This window comes from Microbacterium sp. NPDC064584 (assembly GCF_040687315.1).
GTDB classification, from domain to species: domain Bacteria; phylum Actinomycetota; class Actinomycetes; order Actinomycetales; family Microbacteriaceae; genus Microbacterium; species Microbacterium lacus.
The window spans coordinates 51524-70016 of the sequence record NZ_JBFBMZ010000009.1; the positions used below are offsets into that span (position 1 = coordinate 51524).

An 18493-nucleotide genomic window follows, 5' to 3' on the forward strand; every position below is an offset into this window, starting at 1 on the left:
CCTCGGCGCCGCCCGGCGATGAGGTCGTCGATGCTGCCGCGCCGCTCGGCGCTGTCGGTCATCGTCTTCCTCGTCCCGCCGCTCCTGTTGTACGGCATCGCCGTGCTCCTGCCGATCCTGCAGTCGCTCGTGCTCAGCGTCTTCCGCTGGGACGGCATCACCGACATGGTCTTCGTCGGCTTCGACAACTACATCAAGATGTTCACCCGCGACGACGTCTTCTGGACGGCGTTCGGCAACGCGCTGGGCTACCTCGCGATCTGCCTGGTGCTGCAGCTGGGCGGCGCGCTCGCCGTGGCGGGGCTCCTCACCGCGCTGCCGCGGGCCCGAGAGCTCGTCAAGACGCTGTACCTGCTGCCGGCAGTCATCTCGACCGTGGCGATCGCGTTCCTGTTCGTGCGCATCTACTCGCTCGAGCCGGTCGGCCTGCTGAACCAGCTGCTGGCCTGGGTCGGACTCGAGGGGATGCAGACCGCCTGGCTGTCGAACGTCCAGACGGTCCTCGCGGCCGTCTCGATCCCCGAGGGCTGGCGCTTCACGGGGCTGTACATGCTCATCATCTACGCGGCCCTCATCGCGGTGCCCAAAGAGCTGGAGGAGGCCGCGCGCCTGGACGGCGCGTCGTGGTGGCAGATCTTCTGGCGCATCCGGTTCCCCTACATCCGGCCCGTTTGGATCACGACGACGATCATGGCGACCACTTTCGCGCTGCGCGGTTTCGACATCCCCTACCTGCTCACGAACGGCGGTCCCGGACAGGCGTCCGAGCTGCTCACCACCTACATGTACAAGACCGCGTTCGTGCACACGGACTACGGCTATGCGAGCGCGATCTCGGTCTTCATCGTGGTCGAGTGCCTCGTCGCGGTCGGCCTGATCATCGCGCTGCTTCGTCGAAGGGACGACTCATGACCGCCCCCGTCCTGGACCGCCCGATCATGACCGACACCGCGTCGACTCCCGACCGCCCGCCGCGCAGCGCCGGCTCGTACCGGCTGCGCGTGCAGCGCACGCTCCTGGCCGTCACGGTCGTCCTGATCGTCATCGTGCAGGTGTACCCGCTGCTGTGGCTGTTCCTCACGAGCTTCCGCACGGCATCCGATTTCGCCGGAGGCAACCCCTTCGCCTTCCCGTCGGAGTTCACTCTCGACAACTACGCGCGTGCGTTCTCGACCGGCAACCTGTGGCTCAACATCCTCAACAGCCTGATCGTGACGCTCGGCGCGAGCGCGCTCATCGTGATCGCCGGGATGATGGCCGCCTACGCACTGCAGGTGCTGGGCTTCCGCTTCAGCAACCTCGTGCGGGCGCTGTTCCTCCTCGGCATCATCGTGCCGGTGCAGATCGCGCTCGTGCCCCTGTTCATCGACTACGCGCAGGTCGGCCTCCTGGACACGCACCTGTCGATGATCGTGCCGCTCGCCGCGTTCTCGCTGCCGATGGCGATCTACCTGTTCTCGTCGTTCTACGAGTACATCCCCCGCGAGATGTACGAAGCGGCGTCGCTGGACGGCGCGGGTCCGTATCGGATCTTCGGGCAGATCACCTTCCCGCTGTCTGCCAACACGATCATCACGGTCGTCCTGGTCAACAGCATCTTCATCTGGAACGACTTCATCTTCGCGAACACGTTCGTGCTCTCCGACGGATTGAAGACGATCCCGCTCGGCCTGCAAAACTACATCGGAGCGATGGGCAATACGGACTGGACAGCGACGTTCGCCGCCGTCTGCGTGACGGTGACGCCGCTGCTGCTGGTCTTCCTCGTCCTGAACAAGGCCATGATCAACGGACTGGAGAGCGGGGCTACCAAGGGATGAGCTCTACCGGGCACGGCAGGAACGGACCTGCCGTCACGATGCGCGATGTCGCCAAAGCCGCCGGGGTCTCGGTGGCGACCGTCTCGCACGTCGTGAACGACAAGCCCGGTGCCCGCATCGGGGACGACGCGCGTCGGCGCGTTCAGGATGCCGTCCTCGAGCTCGGATATCGCCCGAACGCCCTGGCGAAGACCCTCTCGCAAGGTGGATCCCGCTTCATCGGACTCGTCGCCGACGCGATCGCGACGACCCCGTTCGCCGGCCAGATCATCCACGGTGCGCAGGACGAGGCGTGGAAGCACGGCTACGTCCTGCTCGTCGCCAACACCGAGGGCGATCCCGTGGTCGAGAAGGACGTGATCGCGATGATGCTCGAGCACCAGGTGCACGGCATCCTCTACTCCACCTGGTATCACCGCGAGATCGTCGTACCCGAGATCCTCCAGCAGACCGACGCCGTCCTGGTCGACTGCTTCTCCGCGGACGGCGCGCTGCCGGCCGTGGTGCCCGATGAACGCCAGGGCGGCAGAACCGCGACCGAGCAGCTGCTGGCCGCAGGCCACCGGCGCATCGCGTTCATCAACACCACGACGCCGTCGCCCGCGCGCTCCGACCGACTGGCCGGATATCGCGACGCGCTCGAGGCGGCCGGTGTCGAGTTCGACACGCGCCTGGTGCTCGAGGCGGAGCCGCAGCAGGAAGGCGGGTACGCCGCGGCGGAGGCGATCGTCGCCTCGGGCGTCACGGCGGTGTTCTGCCACAACGACCGCGTCGCGATGGGCCTCTACGACGGCCTCCGCGAGCGCGGAGTCCGCATCCCGGCCGACATCGCCGTCATCGGATTCGACAACCAGGACGTGATCGCCGCGCACCTCCGTCCGCCGCTGTCCACGGTGGCCCTCCCGCACTACGAGCTCGGTGCCGCGGGGGTGCGGGTGCTACTCGGCATCGACCCGGCCGGTGAGGGCCCGACGCTCGTCGCCTGCCCGCCGGTCCTGCGCGCGTCCATCGGCTGATCCCGGTTCCCGGCCGACGCCCATGAGAAAGAATCGAACCATGCGCCCGCACTTCCACTTCACGCCGCAGTCCGGCTGGATCAACGATCCGCACGGCATCACCTACCGCGACGGCGGGTACGACACGTTCTTCCAGTACGTCCCCGGCCAGACCGTCTGGGGTCCGAACTGCCACTGGGGCCACGCGCGCGGCCGCGACCTGTTCTCCCTCGAAGAGCTGCCCGTCGCGATCGCGCCGGGTGAGGGCGACGGTGGCATCTGGACGGGATCTCTCGTCACCGGGGCCGACGGGAAGACGCGCGTCTTCTACACCTCCACGTCCGAGCCCGACATCGGGATCGGCCGCGTCCGCATCGCGACTCCCGATGACGCGAAGTGGATCTCCTGGTCCAAGGGCGACTTCGTCGTCGACGCTCCGGCGGGGCTCGACCTCATCGCGTACCGCGACCCGTTCCTGCGGCAGGACTCCGACGGCTGGCGGATGTTCGTCGGCGCGGGCGACCGCGCCGGCACGGCGATGGCCCTCAGCTACCGCTCGGACGACCTGCAGGAGTGGACCTACGAGGGCGTCGCCCTCGAGCGGTCCTCCGCCGAAACGGCGGATGTGTGGATGGGAGCCCTCTGGGAGTGCCCCCAGATCATCGACGTCGACGGACGCGCGGTCATGGTGTCCTCGATCTGGCAGGCGGACGTCCTCTACTACTCCGGCTACGCGATCGGCACGTATGAAGCCGGCCGCTTCGTCGCCGAGCGCTGGGGCCGTCTGACCTGGGGCGACAGCTACTACGCGCCGTCCTTCTTCCGCGACGAGCAGGACCGGCCCTGCCTCGTGTTCTGGATGCGGGGGATCGAGGACCTCGATGCCGGCTGGGCCGGTGCCCACAGCATCCCGTACATCCTCTCCATTGAGGGCGACGTGCTCGTCGCCACGCCGCACCCCGACATCGAGCAGTACCGGGAGCCCGGCGCGACCGGACTCGCCGCGGACATCACGTGGACGCCCGACGCGGCCGGTCTGCGACTGACGTCGGGTGGCGAGGACGCGGCGACGCTGGAGCTGAGCGGCGCGGGGGAGCTGACCGTCCGCATCGGCGATGCCGTGCACGCCTTCCCCGCGGCGGGGGAGGTCCGCGTGATCGTCGACGGGCCGGTGCTCGAGGTGGTCAGCCGCAGGGGACTGTTCGGTGCACCGATCGCGCCTCGTGGCGACACGCTGACCGTGACCGCCGGTGACGACTCGGACGTGACCGTGCATCCCCTCGCGCGGTAGCGTCGCGTCATGACCTCGCACAACGATGATGCCGTCGGCGCCTCGAACAACGGCATCCTGGTGATCGGTGAGGCCCTCATCGACATCGTGGTCACCGCAGACGGTTCCGAACCCGTCGAGCACGTGGGCGGGTCCCCGGCGAACGTCGCGCTCGCACTCGGCCGTCTCGGCGACCGTGTCAGTGTGCTGACCGCGATCGCCGATGACGACCGCGGCCGGCGCATCGCCGATCACCTCCGCGCATCCGGGGTCGCCATGCATCCCTCCTCCTGGAGCCTCGACCGCACGTCCACGGCTCTGGCCCGCATCACCGCAGACGGCTCTGCGCGGTACGAGTTCGACGTCACCTGGTCGCTGCCGTCGGTGCCCGTCGTGCGCGATGACATCGTCCACGTCGGCTCGATCGCCGCGTTCGTCCAGCCCGGCGCGGACTCCGTGCTCACCGCGCTGCAGAACACCCCGGAGCCGACGGTGATCTCGTTCGACCCGAACATCCGCCCGGCTCTGGTCGGCGACCGCGCGGCGGCGCTCGCGCAGGTCGACGCGATCACGGCGCTCGCCGACATCGTGAAGCTGAGCGACGAGGACGCCGAGTGGCTCTACCCCGGCTGGGGTGCCGAGGCGGTCGTGGACCGCCTGCTCGAGACCGGTGCGCGTGTCGTCGCCGTGACGATGGGCGGCGACGGCGCGCTGATCGGCTCGGCGCACGGCAAGGTCACCGTGCCTGCTCCGCACGTCAAGGTGCGCGACACCGTCGGCGCGGGCGACACGTTCTCGGCGGGGCTCATCGACGCGGTGCTGCACCAGCCCGACCTGCTGCAGACACCGGATGCCGACGCCCTCACCTCCCTCGGGCGCCACGCCGCCGCCGCCGCGGCGATCACCGTTCAGCGTCCCGGTGCCGATCCGCCGACCCGGGAGGAACTGGACCGCGCGCTGCGCGCGGAGGGGGTCCGGCGCTGCACGACCGAGGGCATCGGCCTCTTCCCGTACTGACGCCGCACGATCGGAGGCTATCTCGCTTTCGGAAGGACGATCTCAGCGAGATCGTCCCTCCGAAAGCGCGAAACCCTGCAGAACCGGAGGCGGCGTGCTCAGGGCAGCTCGACGGAGTCCGCGTACACCAGGCGGTGGTCGCGCTGAGGCAGGACCGCGAGGAGGGGCGGCAGCCCGATCGTGTCGGCTTCGTGCACCTCGTACTCGGCGAGCTGCACGCGCAGGCGCTCGCCGGCCACCCGCTCGGGCAGCGCGACGCTGCCCACCCACTCCGCCTCGGCGAAGCGCTCCTGTCGAACCGCCGAAAGGCTCAGGCGCACATCGAGCTCCACCGGGTCGCCGACCGCGGTCCAATCCAGATCGCTCGTCGCATCGGCGGGCAGACGCTCCGCCCAGGCCGCGATGCGCCGCGACGCACGGATCTCGGAAGCGAGATCGGGAAGTCCGCGTGCATGCTCGGGAACGCCCACGGTTCCGGCGAGCGAGAGGATGACCGCCGACGAGTCGGGAGTGACGGTGAACGTCGCCTCACGGCGGGGGAGCGGCTGCAGCCAGTCGGCGCGGACGACGCTGGAGATCTCCACCCCTGGCACCGAATGGGGCTGATACCTCGCGAGCGCCAGCTGCACGAACGGCGTGTACGCGTCACCGGATTCGATCGCGACGTCGCAGAACCAGAGGCGACGCTCCGGATCGAATTCGGGTTGATGGCCGACCACGACGACGGTGTCGGGCACCTCGGCCAGCGCGACGGTCCCGACCGCTGTGCGCCGCGGGAAGTGCGTCGCGTACGGTCCCGCCGGGAGCGACTCTCCCGCGAAGACCGGATCCGCTCCCCACGCTGTCGTGAAGCGCAGCCCCGCCGCCCCGGTGCCGGGCGTGAACGTCCGGAACTCGGTGACCAGCGCCGCCGTGGCGCGGACGTCGGCGGCCGCCGAGAGGTCGGCATCCGCGGTGCGTGCCTCGCCGATCGAACGGTCGACACTCACGAGGAAGCGATCCAGCGCGGTGCGGGGGCGGGCCGATCGGATGCCGCGCTCGGGCGCCGGCGTGGCCTGCGCCGCCTGGGCGAGGCGCTCGGCGATGAGCGTCGTGGCGTCGCCGCCCGGTGCGCCGATCGCGCTCTGCGCGACGACCTCCTGCGCCCACGCCTGCGCGGCACCGCGCGTGGCGCTGTCCACGAGGATTCCGGCGTCGACGTCGACGGGCCAGCGCACGTGCGGCTGGCGGGCCAGCACGACTCCGAGGAGCTCGTCGGGGCCGCTGGAGAACCACGGGCGGCCGAGATAGACACGCAGACCGCCGGCGGTGCGGATGCGGCGCACCGCGAACGGCGCCTCCACCGCGAGCGCCTCGGTGCGCCACTCCCAGTACGGCACGAGGTACTGCACGTCCGGCGGGGCGGGTCGCGAGCTGGAGGGCACGTCGACCCGCAGGGCCGCGCCCGTCGATGTGGTCAGCGCCGGGTCGTCGGTGATCCGCGCCGGGAAGTATTCGCGGAAGCGCGTCGTCGCGGTCGGGGTGTAGTCGACCCACCGATGCCGGGTGTCGCCGAACTCGTGCCGGACGGCGTGGCGCGGACCGTCGGGTCCCGCCGGCGGGCCGTTCGTGCGCCACAGGCGCGCGTCGACCTCGAAGGGCTGGATCTCGAAGTCCGACACGTGGGATCGCTTGCCCTCCTCCCGCGGCATCGGCTCGAGGACGTCGTCGACGGGGTCGGACCACGCCGCATCGATGTCGAGGCGCCCGGTGCTCGCGGCGTGGTTGTGCACGACACCCGGCAGCAGCGAGAACGTCGCGTCGACGTCGCGCATCCAGCCCGGTTCGAGTCGGATCTCCGGAGCTTCGAGCGGCTTCTCGACCGCGTGCACGAGTGTCAGGTCGCTCGCGGGGGTGATCATCCAGTGGCGACCGCGCCGGACGGTCTCGCGCTGCGCGGCCGATGCCGGCGCCTGGTCCTCGTCGATCAGATGCCACACGCGCATCAGGTCGATGTCGGCGTCGTCGAGGAACGAGCTCAGGTGGACCGTGCGCAGTGTCGCCTTCGGCAGCGCCACCGTCAGGACGCGGGCATCCGCGTCGAAGTCCGGCGGCCCGTCGCCCTCGACGACGCGCAGCAGCACCGGCCGGCGGTCGGTCCAATCGGCGGGGTCTCCGGGCCAGCGCAGGAGTCGGGTGGGCGGATCGCCCTGCACGTCCGGTGCGCCGCCGGCCTCGTCGCCGGGCAGCGTGGTGAGCGAGATGCCCCGGGAGAGCGGATCGGGCAGATACGGCAGGTCGAGCGACGCGGCCGGGTGCACGACGTACTGGCCGTCGGGCAGCACCTGATCCTTCTGGCCGGTCAGGGCATCGGCCGGTCCGCGCGGGTTGATCACCTGCGCACCCGGCGCGGTGAGGAAGCTGCCGGCCTCGCGCGCGGCGACCTGGAACTGGGCGGCGACCGCACCGGCGTCGCCGGTGAGGGCGGCGTCGAACATGCCGTGCATCTCGGCGAGCTGCACGCTGCCGATCGGAGCGGCCAGGTGGCGCTCATTGCGCGCGCGGTAGACCACACCGGCGTCGCCGCCGGGCTCGTGCCCGGGGAGCGTCCGCACGCGATCGAGAGCGATGTACTCCTCGACCGGGACGTCGAGCGTCGACCGGATCACGAGACGCATGAGGGATTCGCCCTCGGTGTACTGCGTGAGCGGGATCACCGCCGGGGAGGGGACCGGCTCCCAGCGCTGGTACGTCTCGAGATCGCGCTCGTGGGCTTCGTCGAGCTGATCGTCGGGGATCGACATCCCGGACAAGTCGACCGCCCGCACCCGCAGCCGGTACGCGCGCCCGAACCGCAGGCGGGGAAGCGACCCGCGCTGCACCCGGAATCGCGCGGCGAGCGGGAAGCCGGTGTCGGCGACCTCGGGCGGGGTGGCGGGATCCACCGGCGCGGTCTCGCCGACGACCTTTCCCGGCCGCTTCACCGCGAGCGACCATCCGTCCCAGCCGGCGAGCGTCTCGTGCAGGTATTGGTCGGCGGCGGGGTCCGGTGCCGCACTCGAGGTGGCGGCGGCCTTCAGGTAGCCTTCGTCCGGCGCGGGTTGCACGCTGAGGGGCCGCGCGTCGGCGCCGGGCGCGACGAGCTCGTACCGGCCCTCGCGCCGGTGCAGCGAGAACCACTCCCGCGTCCCCGACTTCTCGTCCTGGATGTCGATGCGCCACCCGCGGGTCACATCCTCGGCGCCGAGCTGCGCCGGCTGACCGGCCGTGTGGCGCTGATCGTGTCGGGCGGACCGGTCGAACTGGGCGACCATGTCCGCCGCCCGGTCCTGCCGGGCGACGATGATCCCGGTGGAGCGAAGGGCCGGCAGCGACGACGCATCCGCCGTCATGGACTCCGCCCCGTTGTTCGCCTGGGCGCTGTCGCGCAGATCCTGATCGGTGCGTTCGAGGTGCGCGAGAAGCGTCGTGAGCTTGAGTGCGGCGCCGTCCGGGTCGAGCTGGTCGACGAGGAAGCGTCGGGCATCGTCGACGGTGAGGCTGCCGTCGACGATGTCGGGGACCTCCGAGCGGGATGCCGGAGCCCACGCGCGGTCCGTCCGGTGCGCCAGCGTCCGGGGTCGCGCCTGCTCGGGCGCGGTCGCGGGGACGATGAGCTCCTCGAGCCGCCCCCCGTTGAACCCGGACGCGACGCGGATCTCACTGATCTCGCGGATGCCGCCGTCATCGGGGATGCCGATGTCGATCGCGAGCCCGAGATGGCGCAGCAGCGCCGGGTAGTCCGCGCACCGGGCGACGAACGAATGGAACTCCGGCGCGATCGGCGGCGGCGCGACGGCTGTGGCGGCGGCCTCGTCCCAGGGGTCGTCGGTGCGGTCGTAGAAGGTCGTCGCCGCCGCGAGTGCGAAGGCCGGCCGCTCGGCCGGCGGGACGTCCTCGATCCGCAGGAAGCGTCCGGGCAATCCGCCCGGACGCGGGTCGGAGGTCCGCCGCACACCGGCGATGAGTTCGCGGATCGCGCGCCGGTGACCGCCCTCGCCGAACCGCTCGCGCACGCTCAACGGCGAACGCAGCTCCGCGAGCTTGCCCGCGAGCGGTCCGCGGGTGATCGTGGGGAAGGCGGTGGGGCTCGTGACGGCGACGGTCTGGTACAGCCCCGCGACGGCCCGGGCGACATCGGCGACGGGGTACGAATGCACGACGGCCTGCGAGAAGTCCTGGAACCCGGCCTCGCCCACCGCGGTCGCCCCGAACAGCTCCTCCCACACCTGCGGGTCTGGCGTCACCGCCCCGGGGTCACGCACCTCGGTGAGCGGGATGCCGTCGAGCACCCCCAGCCCGTCGACCTCGATGGCCCAGCGCGCCTCGGTCAGGGTCTTCGGCCAGTTCGCGAACGCCGCGAAGTCCGCGAGGGGGAGACGGATGCCGCTCCCGGCCGGCGCGCCGGTGGAAAGTCTCGGCGTGACGAACACCGTCACTTTCAGCAGCCCGTGCTCCGGCATCCGGCCCGCGGGGATCGCCGTGAAGATCGCGGCCTCGGTGCTCACGGCGTCTCCACTCCGAACGCCTCGCAGTACTGCGCCCACGGGTCCTGCTCGAGCCCGCGGTCATCGACGTACCGGTCCATCGTGTCCAGGAACGTGGGGTCGCCGCTCGAGCCGGCGAATTGCTTCTCGCACGAGACCGACACCGAGAAGGACAGGAAGCACACCGACACCTCGATGCTGATCGAGGCCTTGCCGACGGCCTTGGAGGCTCCTCCGATCGAGCGGTAGCTGAGCTCGAGGTAGAGCTCGATCGCGGCGGTGATGAGTCCGAGGACGTCCACTTCACCGCGCGCCCGGAAGTAGCCGGTGAGCTGCACGGCCTCGGTGTCGCCCTGCCGCTCGAGGCGGAAGTAGATGCCCGCCATGACCGACAGGCTGCCCGACGCGACCACGAAGCTCATCTCCACCGCGGCGCCGAACTCGAACGCCGCCTCGATGACCTTCAGTCCCTTCGGCGAGACCGTCAGCGCGAAGAACCCGCCGCCGGCGAAGAACGCGACCTGCAGTCGGAACGGGTTCTCGCGGGTCGCGAAGAAGAACCGGAACTCGAGGGACTCGCCGATGAACGGCACCGAGAGCTCGGCGCCGACGTGGATGTTGCTCAGTGCGAACACCCCCACCGCGAGATCCGGGATCTGCAGATCGAAGCCGGCCTTCAGTCCGCTCGGCTGGATGTCGAGATAGGGCGGATCGCTGAAGCCGTCGAACGGGATGATCTCCTTGAGCGTGTTCACGAACGCGAGCGGCCCCAGGAACTCGATGCCCTCGGCGCGGCCGTCCTCGCCGTCGCTCAGCTCGACGTTCACGTCGGTCTTGCGGCCGGGCTGGACGGAGAACTCCATCACCGTGACGTGGATCGCGAGGAAGCCGGTGTCGCCGAACAGCGTCACCGTGAACGGCGGCAGGGCGCACGAGACGAGCGTGGTCGGCGTTCCGCCGCGTAGCGGCGCCTGCACTTCCGAGACGAGCCGCAGCACGCCGTCGCCTTCCGGGCGGAACACCGGCGGGCTGACGCCCGTGGGCGGCCACGGGACGAGCGGTGTGCTCCACTCCAGTCGGGCACTCACCCGCTCGGGCAGCAGAGCGCCGGTCGCGAAGGCCTGAACGGCCTGGGCGACGGTCGCGGCATCCGTCACGAGGTCCGCCAGCCGGTCCAGCAGCGCCAGCAGGCGCTCACGCTCCGGTCGCGCCACGGCGAGCGCGTCGCCGATCTCGCGGAGACGATCGGCGAGGGCGCGGGCGTCACCGGCGACCTGCGTCAGCAGCACGTCGAACGGCTGAGGCGGATGCGGCGGCTGCAGCACCGCCGCGAGGGCATCGGCCACCGCCGCCGCGGAGACGCCGAGATCGGCGGCTGCCTGCTGCACCGCCGCGGACTGCGCGGCGAGCGGAGCGCTCTGCGCCGCGAGGAACGCCCTCGCCTCGGTGATCGACGATCCCAGGTCGACGACGACGTTGACCGACTTGGTGACGAAGGCCGGAAGCGGTCCGCCCGAGGAGGGCAGGAGCTCGGACAGAGGCAGGATGCCGAACAGCTTCGCCGCATCGAGGCCGAACATGCCGCCGACGTCGAATCCCGCGGCGTTCGACGCGAGCTGGGTGAGGTCGCCGCCGACGGGACCGACGCGGCGGGCGAGGGCGGTCACGCCGACGCTCGGACTGACGAAGCCGCCGGAGCGCTGGGACTGCGTGGAGAACCCCATCGTGACGGCGGATGCCGGAGGCAGAGGAGTGCCGCTGTCATCCGACAGCTGCAGGAACAGCCCGCCCTGATTGCCGGGGGCATTCGCCCCGGCGCCGACACCGTGCTCGCGATACGCCTTCGCATACGTCAGGGCCTGGGCGCCGGTCTGACCGGTGAACGCGGACATCGCGGGCACCGGCGCGTGGGCGACGCGCATGACGGGAAGCACGAAGTTGATCGACTTCTCCTTCGTGACCGTGTCGAACTCGGCGTCGAAGCGGATGCGCTGCGTCGCGAGCGTCGTGTCGTCGGGGTCCAGGGGCGGCGCGAACGCGAGCCGCTGGCCGAGGAGCGGATAGGTGGTGTCCACCGCGTTCGCCGCCGCCAGTGCGGCCTCCCGGGACGCGGCGCCCTCGAAGACGGTCTTCTCGACGAACACCGCGGGGCCCTCGAACTCGACCAGCCGGTTGGCGATGTCGTTCGCGAGGAAGCGGAAGTGGAAGGCGTGCGTGCCGGCGCCCGGCGCGCCGGGTCCCGGTGCCGGACCGTCGCCCTCGGCCACCTCGGGGACGAAGATCTGCCCCGGTGCTCCGGTCAGGAGGGTGCGCGGGGCGGAGAGCGGCGGTGTCTCCTGCGTGAGCAGCCGCACCCAGCGCAGCGGCATCCGATTGTCGAACTTCTTCGTTCCCGTCGCGAGGAACCGCCGCTCCGGCTCGCGGACGACGACGAAGAGCCGCTGGTAGAGCGTCGCGCGGCCGTCGGCCTTGACCCGCCGCTCGGTGACCTTGACGAGCGAGGCGCGGTGGCCGAACGGCAGCAGCACGCCCTGATAGACGACCTTCACGTAGTGATCGCGGCCGAGGGTCGCCCGGTGACGCCACTCCTGGATCGACAGCCCTTCGGCGCGGGCCGGATCGAAGTGCGCCTCCAGCGCCAGCCATCCCCCCGGGGCGGTCAGCATGAGGCGCTCGACAGCCGCGGGCTGCGGCTTGTACCCCGGCCACCGGTGGTTCGAGGTGAGGTGCACGAGCTGCATGCGATCGCGGACGGTCAGGCTCGCGCGGAACGGAGGAAGGGTCGCGGGGTTGCCGAAGTCCTCGCTGGGGAAGACGGCTTCGCGGGCCACCGCGGCTTCGGGCGTCCGGAAGTCACGGGTCCACACCGCGCGCACCGTGCGCGCGGCAGCCCGGGCTTCGTCCAGCGGCGGAGCGCTCGCCGGGTCGAGGTCGGCCGGGCCGTCGGTGCGCGTGGCGAGCCGTGAGTGCCACAGCTCGATCCGTCCGTCGTGCTCCGCCTCATGCAGCGCGTGCGCGAACGCCCCGCGCGAGTGCGGGCTGAGCTGCAGCCGCCACGGGATCTCCAGGGCCGTCTCGGTCTCGGTCGGCGGCCGCGGGATCGGTGGGCGCACGTCGATGGGGATGCGCGGCCCGATCTCCAGGCCCGGCCGGATGTCGGTCGTGACCGCGGCCACCGCCGCGGCCGCCCCGAACCGCTCCTCCAGCTCGGCGGCGGTGCGCCGCAGCTGCACCGCCGCGGTCAGGTCGACGAACGCGGCGTCCGTCCGCCGAAGGCTGCGGCGGACCGCGGCGCGGCGGGAGACCCGCACCCGCGCGTCGACCGATGCGATCGCCCCGCGCTCCACCGCGAGCTCCTGCCACCGGATCAGCGGCGCCGCGTGCTCGGCGTGCGGCACGACGCTCAGGGGCAGCACCCGCATCGCGTGCAGCAGACCGGCCGCCGTGAACGGGATGCGCTCATCGGCCACCGCGTACGCGACCCGGCTCTCGCGCGCGATGCGCGCCTTGACCGGATAGCTCGGGACCTCCGCGCCGCCGGGCGGTGCCGCGGCACGGTTTCCGTCACCGGGCACCGGCTCCGTCGCGAAGGCGCCGGCCGGACCGGCCGGGTCGAAGAACGCCTGCTCGAGCAGGTGCTGGGGTCCGAACACCGCGACGAGGAAGGCGGGCTTTCCGGCGTCGCGGCGGACGAGGACCGGGATGCCGGCATCCTCGTTCCGGTCGAGGTTCACGAACCGGAATCCGATGTTCAGCAGATCGCCGGCCCGCAGAAGATCCAGCCGGGGAAGCGTCTCGCCCGACGCGCCGGCGACCATGTCGACCACGCCGCCCAGCTCACCGACCGGCACCGTGATCGAGGGCGCCCGCTCGAACACGCGCGACACCGCCGCGGCCATGCGTGGATCCCGTTGCCCCGCCATCGTGCCCCCGCACTGCGCCGCTCCCCCGAGTCGACGGCGACACTCTACTCGCGCCGGCCGCGCGGCACACCCCCTCCGGCGACAGCCGTCGTGGCACGCCGAGTCGCCTCGGTCAAGCCCCCGGAGCACCGGGGTGCGGGCGCGCAGAGTGGAGACCCCCCCCGACGACCCGGAAGGACCCCATGCCCCGTTTCGGCTACACCCTCATGACCGAGCAGAGCGGACCCCGCGACCTCGTTCGCTACGCCGTCGCGGCCGAGGAGGCCGGCTTCGAGTTCGAAGTCTCCAGCGACCATTTCACACCGTGGCTGACGAGCCAGGGCCACTCGCCCAACGCCTGGGTCACGCTCGGCGCCGTCGCGCAGGCCACGTCGAACGTCGAGCTCATGACCTACGTCACCTGCCCGACGATGCGATATCACCCCGCGGTCGTCGCCCAGCAGTCCGCGACGCTGCAGCTGCTCTCCGAGGGGCGCTTCACCCTCGGGCTCGGCTCGGGCGAGAACCTGAACGAGCACGTGATCGGCGAGGGCTGGCCCGCGGTGCAGGTGCGCCAGGCGATGCTCGAGGAGGCGATCCAGATCATCCGCGAGCTGCACACCGGTGAGCTCGTCACGTGGGAGGGCGACTACTTCCGGGTGGACTCCGCGCGCATCTGGGACGCCCCCGAGGGCGGCGTTCCCATCGGCGTCGCCGTCTCGGGTGACAGCTCGATCGAGCGGTTCGCCGATCAGGCAGATCACCTGATCGCGGTGCAGCCCGCCGGAGACCTGATCGAAGCGTGGGATGCCGCCCACGGGAAGGGCTCGCGCAAGATCGGTCAGATGCCGATCAGCTGGGATCCGGACGAGAAGGTCGCGCGCGAGCGCGCGCACGACCAGTTCCGCTGGTTCGCCGGGGGGTGGGCCGTGAACGCCGACCTGCCGACGCCGGCGGGCTTCTCGGCGGCGAGCCAGTTCGTCCGGCCGGAAGACGTCGCCGATTCGATTCCGTGCGGCCCCGATCTCGACAGGATCGCGGAGGGCGTCAAGGAGTACCTCGACGCAGGTTTCACCGACGTCGCCCTCGTCCAGGTCGGTGATGAGGGGCAGGAGCGCTTCCTCGCCGAAGCGGCCGCTCCGCTCCTGGAGAAGCTGCGCGCGCTCTGAGGCGCACCGCGGGGCCGGGTGTCCGGCGGGAGTACGGTGGAGGGATCCCCCCACTGCCGACCGTCGGACACCCGTGACCTCTCCCGCGCTCCCCACGCCCTCCTGGCGCGCGTGGACGATCTGGAGCGTCGGGGTCGCCGCCTACGTCCTCGCGATCACGAACCGCACGTCGCTCGCCGCGGTCGGCGTGGACGCCGCCGATCGGTTCTCCGCCGACGCGTCGACCCTGTCGATGTTCGCGGTGCTGCAACTCGGCGTCTACGGCGCCATGCAGATCCCGGTCGGGGTGTGGCTGGACCGCTGGGGTGCGCGCCCGATCATCACGATCGGGATGATCCTGATGGCGGTCGGCCAGCTCGTCATGGCCCTCTCGCCGAACGTGGGCATCGCGATCGCCGCCCGCATGCTGCTCGGCGCCGGCGACGCGATGGTCTTCCCGAGCGTCCTGCGCGTGATCGCCACCTGGTTCCCCGCGCAGCGCGGTCCGGTGATGGTGCAGATGACCGGCATCCTCGGACAGCTCGGTCAGATCATCGCGATCATTCCGCTCGCTGCGCTCCTGCACGCCACCTCCTGGTCGATCGCGTTCGGCAGCGTCGCCGGGCTCGGTGTCCTGTTCGCGGTGCTCGTGTTCGCGGTCATCCGCAACCATCCGCCCGATCGGGCCGAAGACGTCTCGGTCGACACCGACACCGGGGCGATCAGGGTCGTCACGTCGGCCGTGGACACGAGGGTCGGCATCCGCGCCGCCTGGTCGCACCCCGGCACGCGCCTGGCGTTCTGGTCGCACTTCACGACACCGTTCGCAGGAACCGCGTTCATCATGCTGTGGGGTGTCCCGTTCCTCACCTCGGGGGAGGGGCGCACGCAGGCCGAGGCGGCGGCGATCACGACCGTGCTGGTGCTCTCGGGCATCGCGATCGGGCCGGTCATGGGTCTGCTCTCCGGGCGCCTGCCGCACATGCGGTCCCGCGCGCTCGTCCTGCCGACGATCGCCGTGCAGATGATCGCGTGGCTCGTGGTGATCGCGTGGCCCGGTCCTGCGCCGCTGTGGCTGCTGTTCGTGCTCGTGGTCGCCCTCGCGACGGGGGGACCGGCATCCATGATCGCGTTCGATCACGCACGGACGCACAACCCGAGCCACCGGCTGAGCACCGCGACGGGCATCACGAACTCGGGCGGGTTCCTCGCCGGGATGATCGCGATCTTCCTGATCGGTCTCGCGCTCGACCTGCAGGGAGCGGGCACGCCCGACACGTTCACGCTCGACGCGTTCCGGATCGCGTTCCTCACGCAGGTGCCCTTGTGGCTCGTGGGGGCGGTCTTCATCGTGCGCGAGCGCAAGCTCACGCGCATCCGCCTCGGGCTGGACGAGCCGCGGCGCAAGCGGCGGCGCTGACGGCTCTTCGCGTCGGGAAGGTGGCGGCTCTGGTCGTCTTGCGGGTGACACCTCGGTGCGGTGGGGGAGGCCCCCGCTAGCGTCCGGGGCATGGCGGAACCGGTGCGGGCGTGGTGGGCGCGGAGGCAGTTCTCGCGCGGTGCGGAGGTCCCGTACCCGGTCGGCACCTACCGCGAGGCGTGGGCGGCGTACCCGATGCTGATCCGCCAGTACCACCCGGAGCTCAACGCGGGCATCACCCTCACCCAGGTGCCCCCTGCGGCCGACGTGCTGCTGCTGTGGGAGTGCGAGTCCGGGCACCGGTTCGTCGCGACGCCGTCCGAGCAGCGCGCACGTCCGGGGCGGCAGCGCCGTCGGTCCGCGTGGTGTCCCGACTGCGCCGAGCTCGCCGCGCCGAAGCGAGTGGTCCCGGCGGCGGTCCCGGCCCCGCCGAGCGCTTCAGGCCCGACGCCGTCGGCCGCATCCCCGGCCCCACCGCGCACCGAACGCCCGACCCCGGCGCCGCCGCGCGTGAAGCGGCCGCGCCCTCTGTGCCCGAAGACCCCGGCGCTCCCCGCGGGCGAGCCGTTCGTCAGCGCGTGCGCGCCGCGGCCGGCATCCGCCGTCGAAGCCCGACTGCGCGCCGACATCTTCGCCCGGCTCGAGGTGACGCCGGGCATGAACGCGGTCCGGATCAGCCGCCCCTTCTTCGACCACCTCGAAGTGTGGCCGGACATCCTGCTGCCGGAGCTCCGCGTCGCGATCGAGTACGACAGCACCGGCCGGTTCGGCCTCGAACACGTCGGCTCACGCGAAGATGCGGACAGACGCAAGGACCGGATGCTGCGCGCCGCGCGCTGGGAGGTGGTGCGCATCCGCACCGGCAAGCTCGAGAAGCTCGGCCCGTACGACCTGCAGCTCTCTTCGCTCGGGCGGCGCGGCATCGACCAGCTGATCGACACCCTGCGCGAGATCCGCGGGCCGCTGTTCGTCGATGCCTATCTGCGCTGAGGCCCCGATACGCGAACGGCGGCCAGGACCTCTCGGTCCTGGCCGCCGGGTGGGGGGCGTGTGTTTACTTGAACGCGTCCTTCACGTTCTCGCCGGCCTGCTTGAGGTTCGCGGCCGCCTGGTCGCGCTCGCCCTCGGCTTCGAGACGCTCGTTGTCGGTGGCCTTGCCGACCGCTTCCTTGCCCTTGCCGGTGAGGTCCTGTGCCGCGTTCTTGATCTTGTCGTCGAGGCCCATGGCTGTCTCCTTCGTTCGAGGTCGAGTGGCTCGTGTCTGCGCCGCTCGTGGATCCATCCCACGCCGACCCCGGCCGACCGGACAAGGGCTTGACAACCCCGACCCGTGCGCTACCAGCCGCCGCGGGTGGGGGTGTGGCCTTCGCGGGCCCCCTCCGGCATCGCCATCTCGGCGCGAACCCCGAGCAAGCGCACCGCGCGGTCCGGCGCGATCTTCGCCGCGAGCTCCCGCAGCTTCCCGCGGATGACCGCCGGGTCCGCGGTGCCGGCGATCTTCTTCGTGAACGTCTTCGTCGTGAACGGCGCGTACCGCACCTTGAGCCCGAGCCCGACGACGGGTCGGCCCTCGGCCGCGACGTCGGCCAGCACCTGCGCGAGCAGGTCGTCCAGCGCCGCGTCGATCTCGGCACGGTCCTCGAGGTTCGCGTTGAACGTCGTCTCACGACTGTGCCCGCGCGCGACCCACGGGGTGTCGTCCACGACGCTCGCGCCCTCGCCGCGCCCGAGCTGCGCGTACCACGGGCCCATCCGCGGGCCGAACTCGGCGATCATGGCCGCCCGGTCGGCCTGCGCGAGCTCGGCGACGGTGCGGATGCCGAGCCCTGCGAGCCGACGCGAGATCTTCGTCCCGACGCCCCAGAGCTCGATCGTGGGCCGATCACCCATCACCGACAGCCAGTTCTCGACCGTGAGGCGGAACACGCCGCGCGGCTTGCCGAACCCGGTGGCGACCTTGGCCCGCACGAGCGTGTCGCCGATACCGACGCTGCAGTGCAGCCGGGTCGCCTCGAGCACCGCCGAATGCACATCCCGCGCGTACGCCTCCGGGTCGGACGTCTCGACGCCGACGAACGCCTCGTCCCAGCCGAGCACCTGCACGACCGCGCCGGGCTGCGCGCGGAGGGTCGCCATCACGACGGCGGATGCCGCGTCGTAGGCCGCATGGTCGACGGGGAGGATGACGGCGTCGGGGATCTTCCGGGCGGCGATCCGCAGCGGCATCCCCGACCCCACGCCGAATGCGCGGGCCTCGTAGGACGCGGTGGAGACGACCGCCCGTTCAGCCGGGTCGCCCCGGCCGCCGACGATGAGCGGGAGTCCGGCGAGCTCGGGATGCCGCAGCACTTCGACCGCGGCGATGAACTGGTCCAGGTCCACGTGCAGCACCCAGGAGCGGGCAGCTGCACTCATG

General features: G+C 71.4%; 12 protein-coding genes. 8 read left to right on the top strand and 4 right to left on the bottom strand.

What is annotated here, in order from left to right; genetic code table 11:
* Positions 1 to 30: 30 nt before the first annotated feature.
* Genes AB0P18_RS13090 through AB0P18_RS13110 form a run of 5 tightly spaced genes read left to right on the top strand, consistent with a single transcriptional unit; the run spans position 31 to position 5102 of the window.
* On the top strand, positions 31 to 912 hold the full coding sequence (locus tag AB0P18_RS13090) for a sugar ABC transporter permease (RefSeq protein WP_363360484.1): 882 nt from the start codon (positions 31 to 33) through the stop codon (positions 910 to 912).
* Positions 913 to 938: 26 nt separating this feature from the next.
* On the top strand, positions 939 to 1820 hold the full coding sequence (locus tag AB0P18_RS13095; RefSeq protein WP_363360485.1) for a carbohydrate ABC transporter permease: 882 nt from the start codon (positions 939 to 941) through the stop codon (positions 1818 to 1820).
* Entirely contained in the window at positions 1817 to 2836 is a 1020-nt protein-coding gene (locus AB0P18_RS13100; RefSeq protein WP_363360386.1) for a LacI family DNA-binding transcriptional regulator, read from the top strand. Before AB0P18_RS13095 ends, AB0P18_RS13100 begins: the two co-directional genes overlap by 4 nt.
* Before the next feature lie 40 nt (positions 2837 to 2876).
* Positions 2877 to 4106 (top strand): glycoside hydrolase family 32 protein, encoded by a 1230-nt coding sequence (locus AB0P18_RS13105; RefSeq protein ID WP_363360387.1) that lies wholly within the window; start codon positions 2877 to 2879, stop codon positions 4104 to 4106.
* Positions 4107 to 4115: 9 nt separating this feature from the next.
* Positions 4116 to 5102 (top strand): carbohydrate kinase, encoded by a 987-nt coding sequence (locus AB0P18_RS13110; protein ID WP_363360388.1) that lies wholly within the window; start codon positions 4116 to 4118, stop codon positions 5100 to 5102.
* Between the two features lie 98 nt (positions 5103 to 5200).
* Here AB0P18_RS13110 and AB0P18_RS13115 read toward each other — a convergent pair whose 3' ends face one another.
* Together AB0P18_RS13115 and AB0P18_RS13120 are read right to left on the bottom strand one after the other, a co-directional pair.
* Positions 5201 to 9628 carry a hypothetical protein gene (locus AB0P18_RS13115; protein WP_363360389.1) on the bottom strand — a complete coding sequence of 1476 codons (4428 nt, stop codon included), beginning with the start codon at positions 9626 to 9628 and terminating at the stop codon, positions 5201 to 5203.
* Positions 9625 to 13506: a hypothetical protein gene (locus tag AB0P18_RS13120; RefSeq protein WP_363360390.1), complete on the bottom strand. Its 3882-nt coding sequence runs from the start codon at positions 13504 to 13506 to the stop codon at positions 9625 to 9627. The genes AB0P18_RS13115 and AB0P18_RS13120 overlap by 4 nt, the downstream gene beginning before the upstream one ends.
* A 206-nt stretch (positions 13507 to 13712) precedes the next feature.
* On the opposite strand from AB0P18_RS13120, the gene AB0P18_RS13125 reads away from it, so the two are divergent.
* The 3 genes from AB0P18_RS13125 (at position 13713) to AB0P18_RS13135 (ending at position 17067) form a co-directional block, all read left to right on the top strand.
* Positions 13713 to 14678, top strand: coding sequence for an LLM class F420-dependent oxidoreductase (locus AB0P18_RS13125; RefSeq protein ID WP_363360391.1), 966 nt, complete (start codon positions 13713 to 13715; stop codon positions 14676 to 14678).
* Between the two features lie 73 nt (positions 14679 to 14751).
* On the top strand, positions 14752 to 16077 hold the full coding sequence (locus AB0P18_RS13130; RefSeq protein ID WP_363360392.1) for an MFS transporter: 1326 nt from the start codon (positions 14752 to 14754) through the stop codon (positions 16075 to 16077).
* Positions 16078 to 16167: 90 nt separating this feature from the next.
* Positions 16168 to 17067 (top strand): zinc-ribbon domain-containing protein, encoded by a 900-nt coding sequence (locus AB0P18_RS13135; protein ID WP_363360393.1) that lies wholly within the window; start codon positions 16168 to 16170, stop codon positions 17065 to 17067.
* 64 nt (positions 17068 to 17131) lie between these two features.
* On the opposite strand, the gene AB0P18_RS13140 is transcribed toward AB0P18_RS13135, so the two are convergent.
* Together AB0P18_RS13140 and AB0P18_RS13145 are read right to left on the bottom strand one after the other, a co-directional pair.
* Positions 17132 to 17302 carry a CsbD family protein gene (locus tag AB0P18_RS13140; protein ID WP_344055689.1) on the bottom strand — a complete coding sequence of 57 codons (171 nt, stop codon included), beginning with the start codon at positions 17300 to 17302 and terminating at the stop codon, positions 17132 to 17134.
* 110 nt (positions 17303 to 17412) lie between these two features.
* Positions 17413 to 18468, bottom strand: a complete 1056-nt coding sequence (locus AB0P18_RS13145) for a DNA polymerase IV (protein ID WP_363360486.1) — start codon at positions 18466 to 18468, stop codon at positions 17413 to 17415.
* Positions 18469 to 18493: the final 25 nt, after the last annotated feature.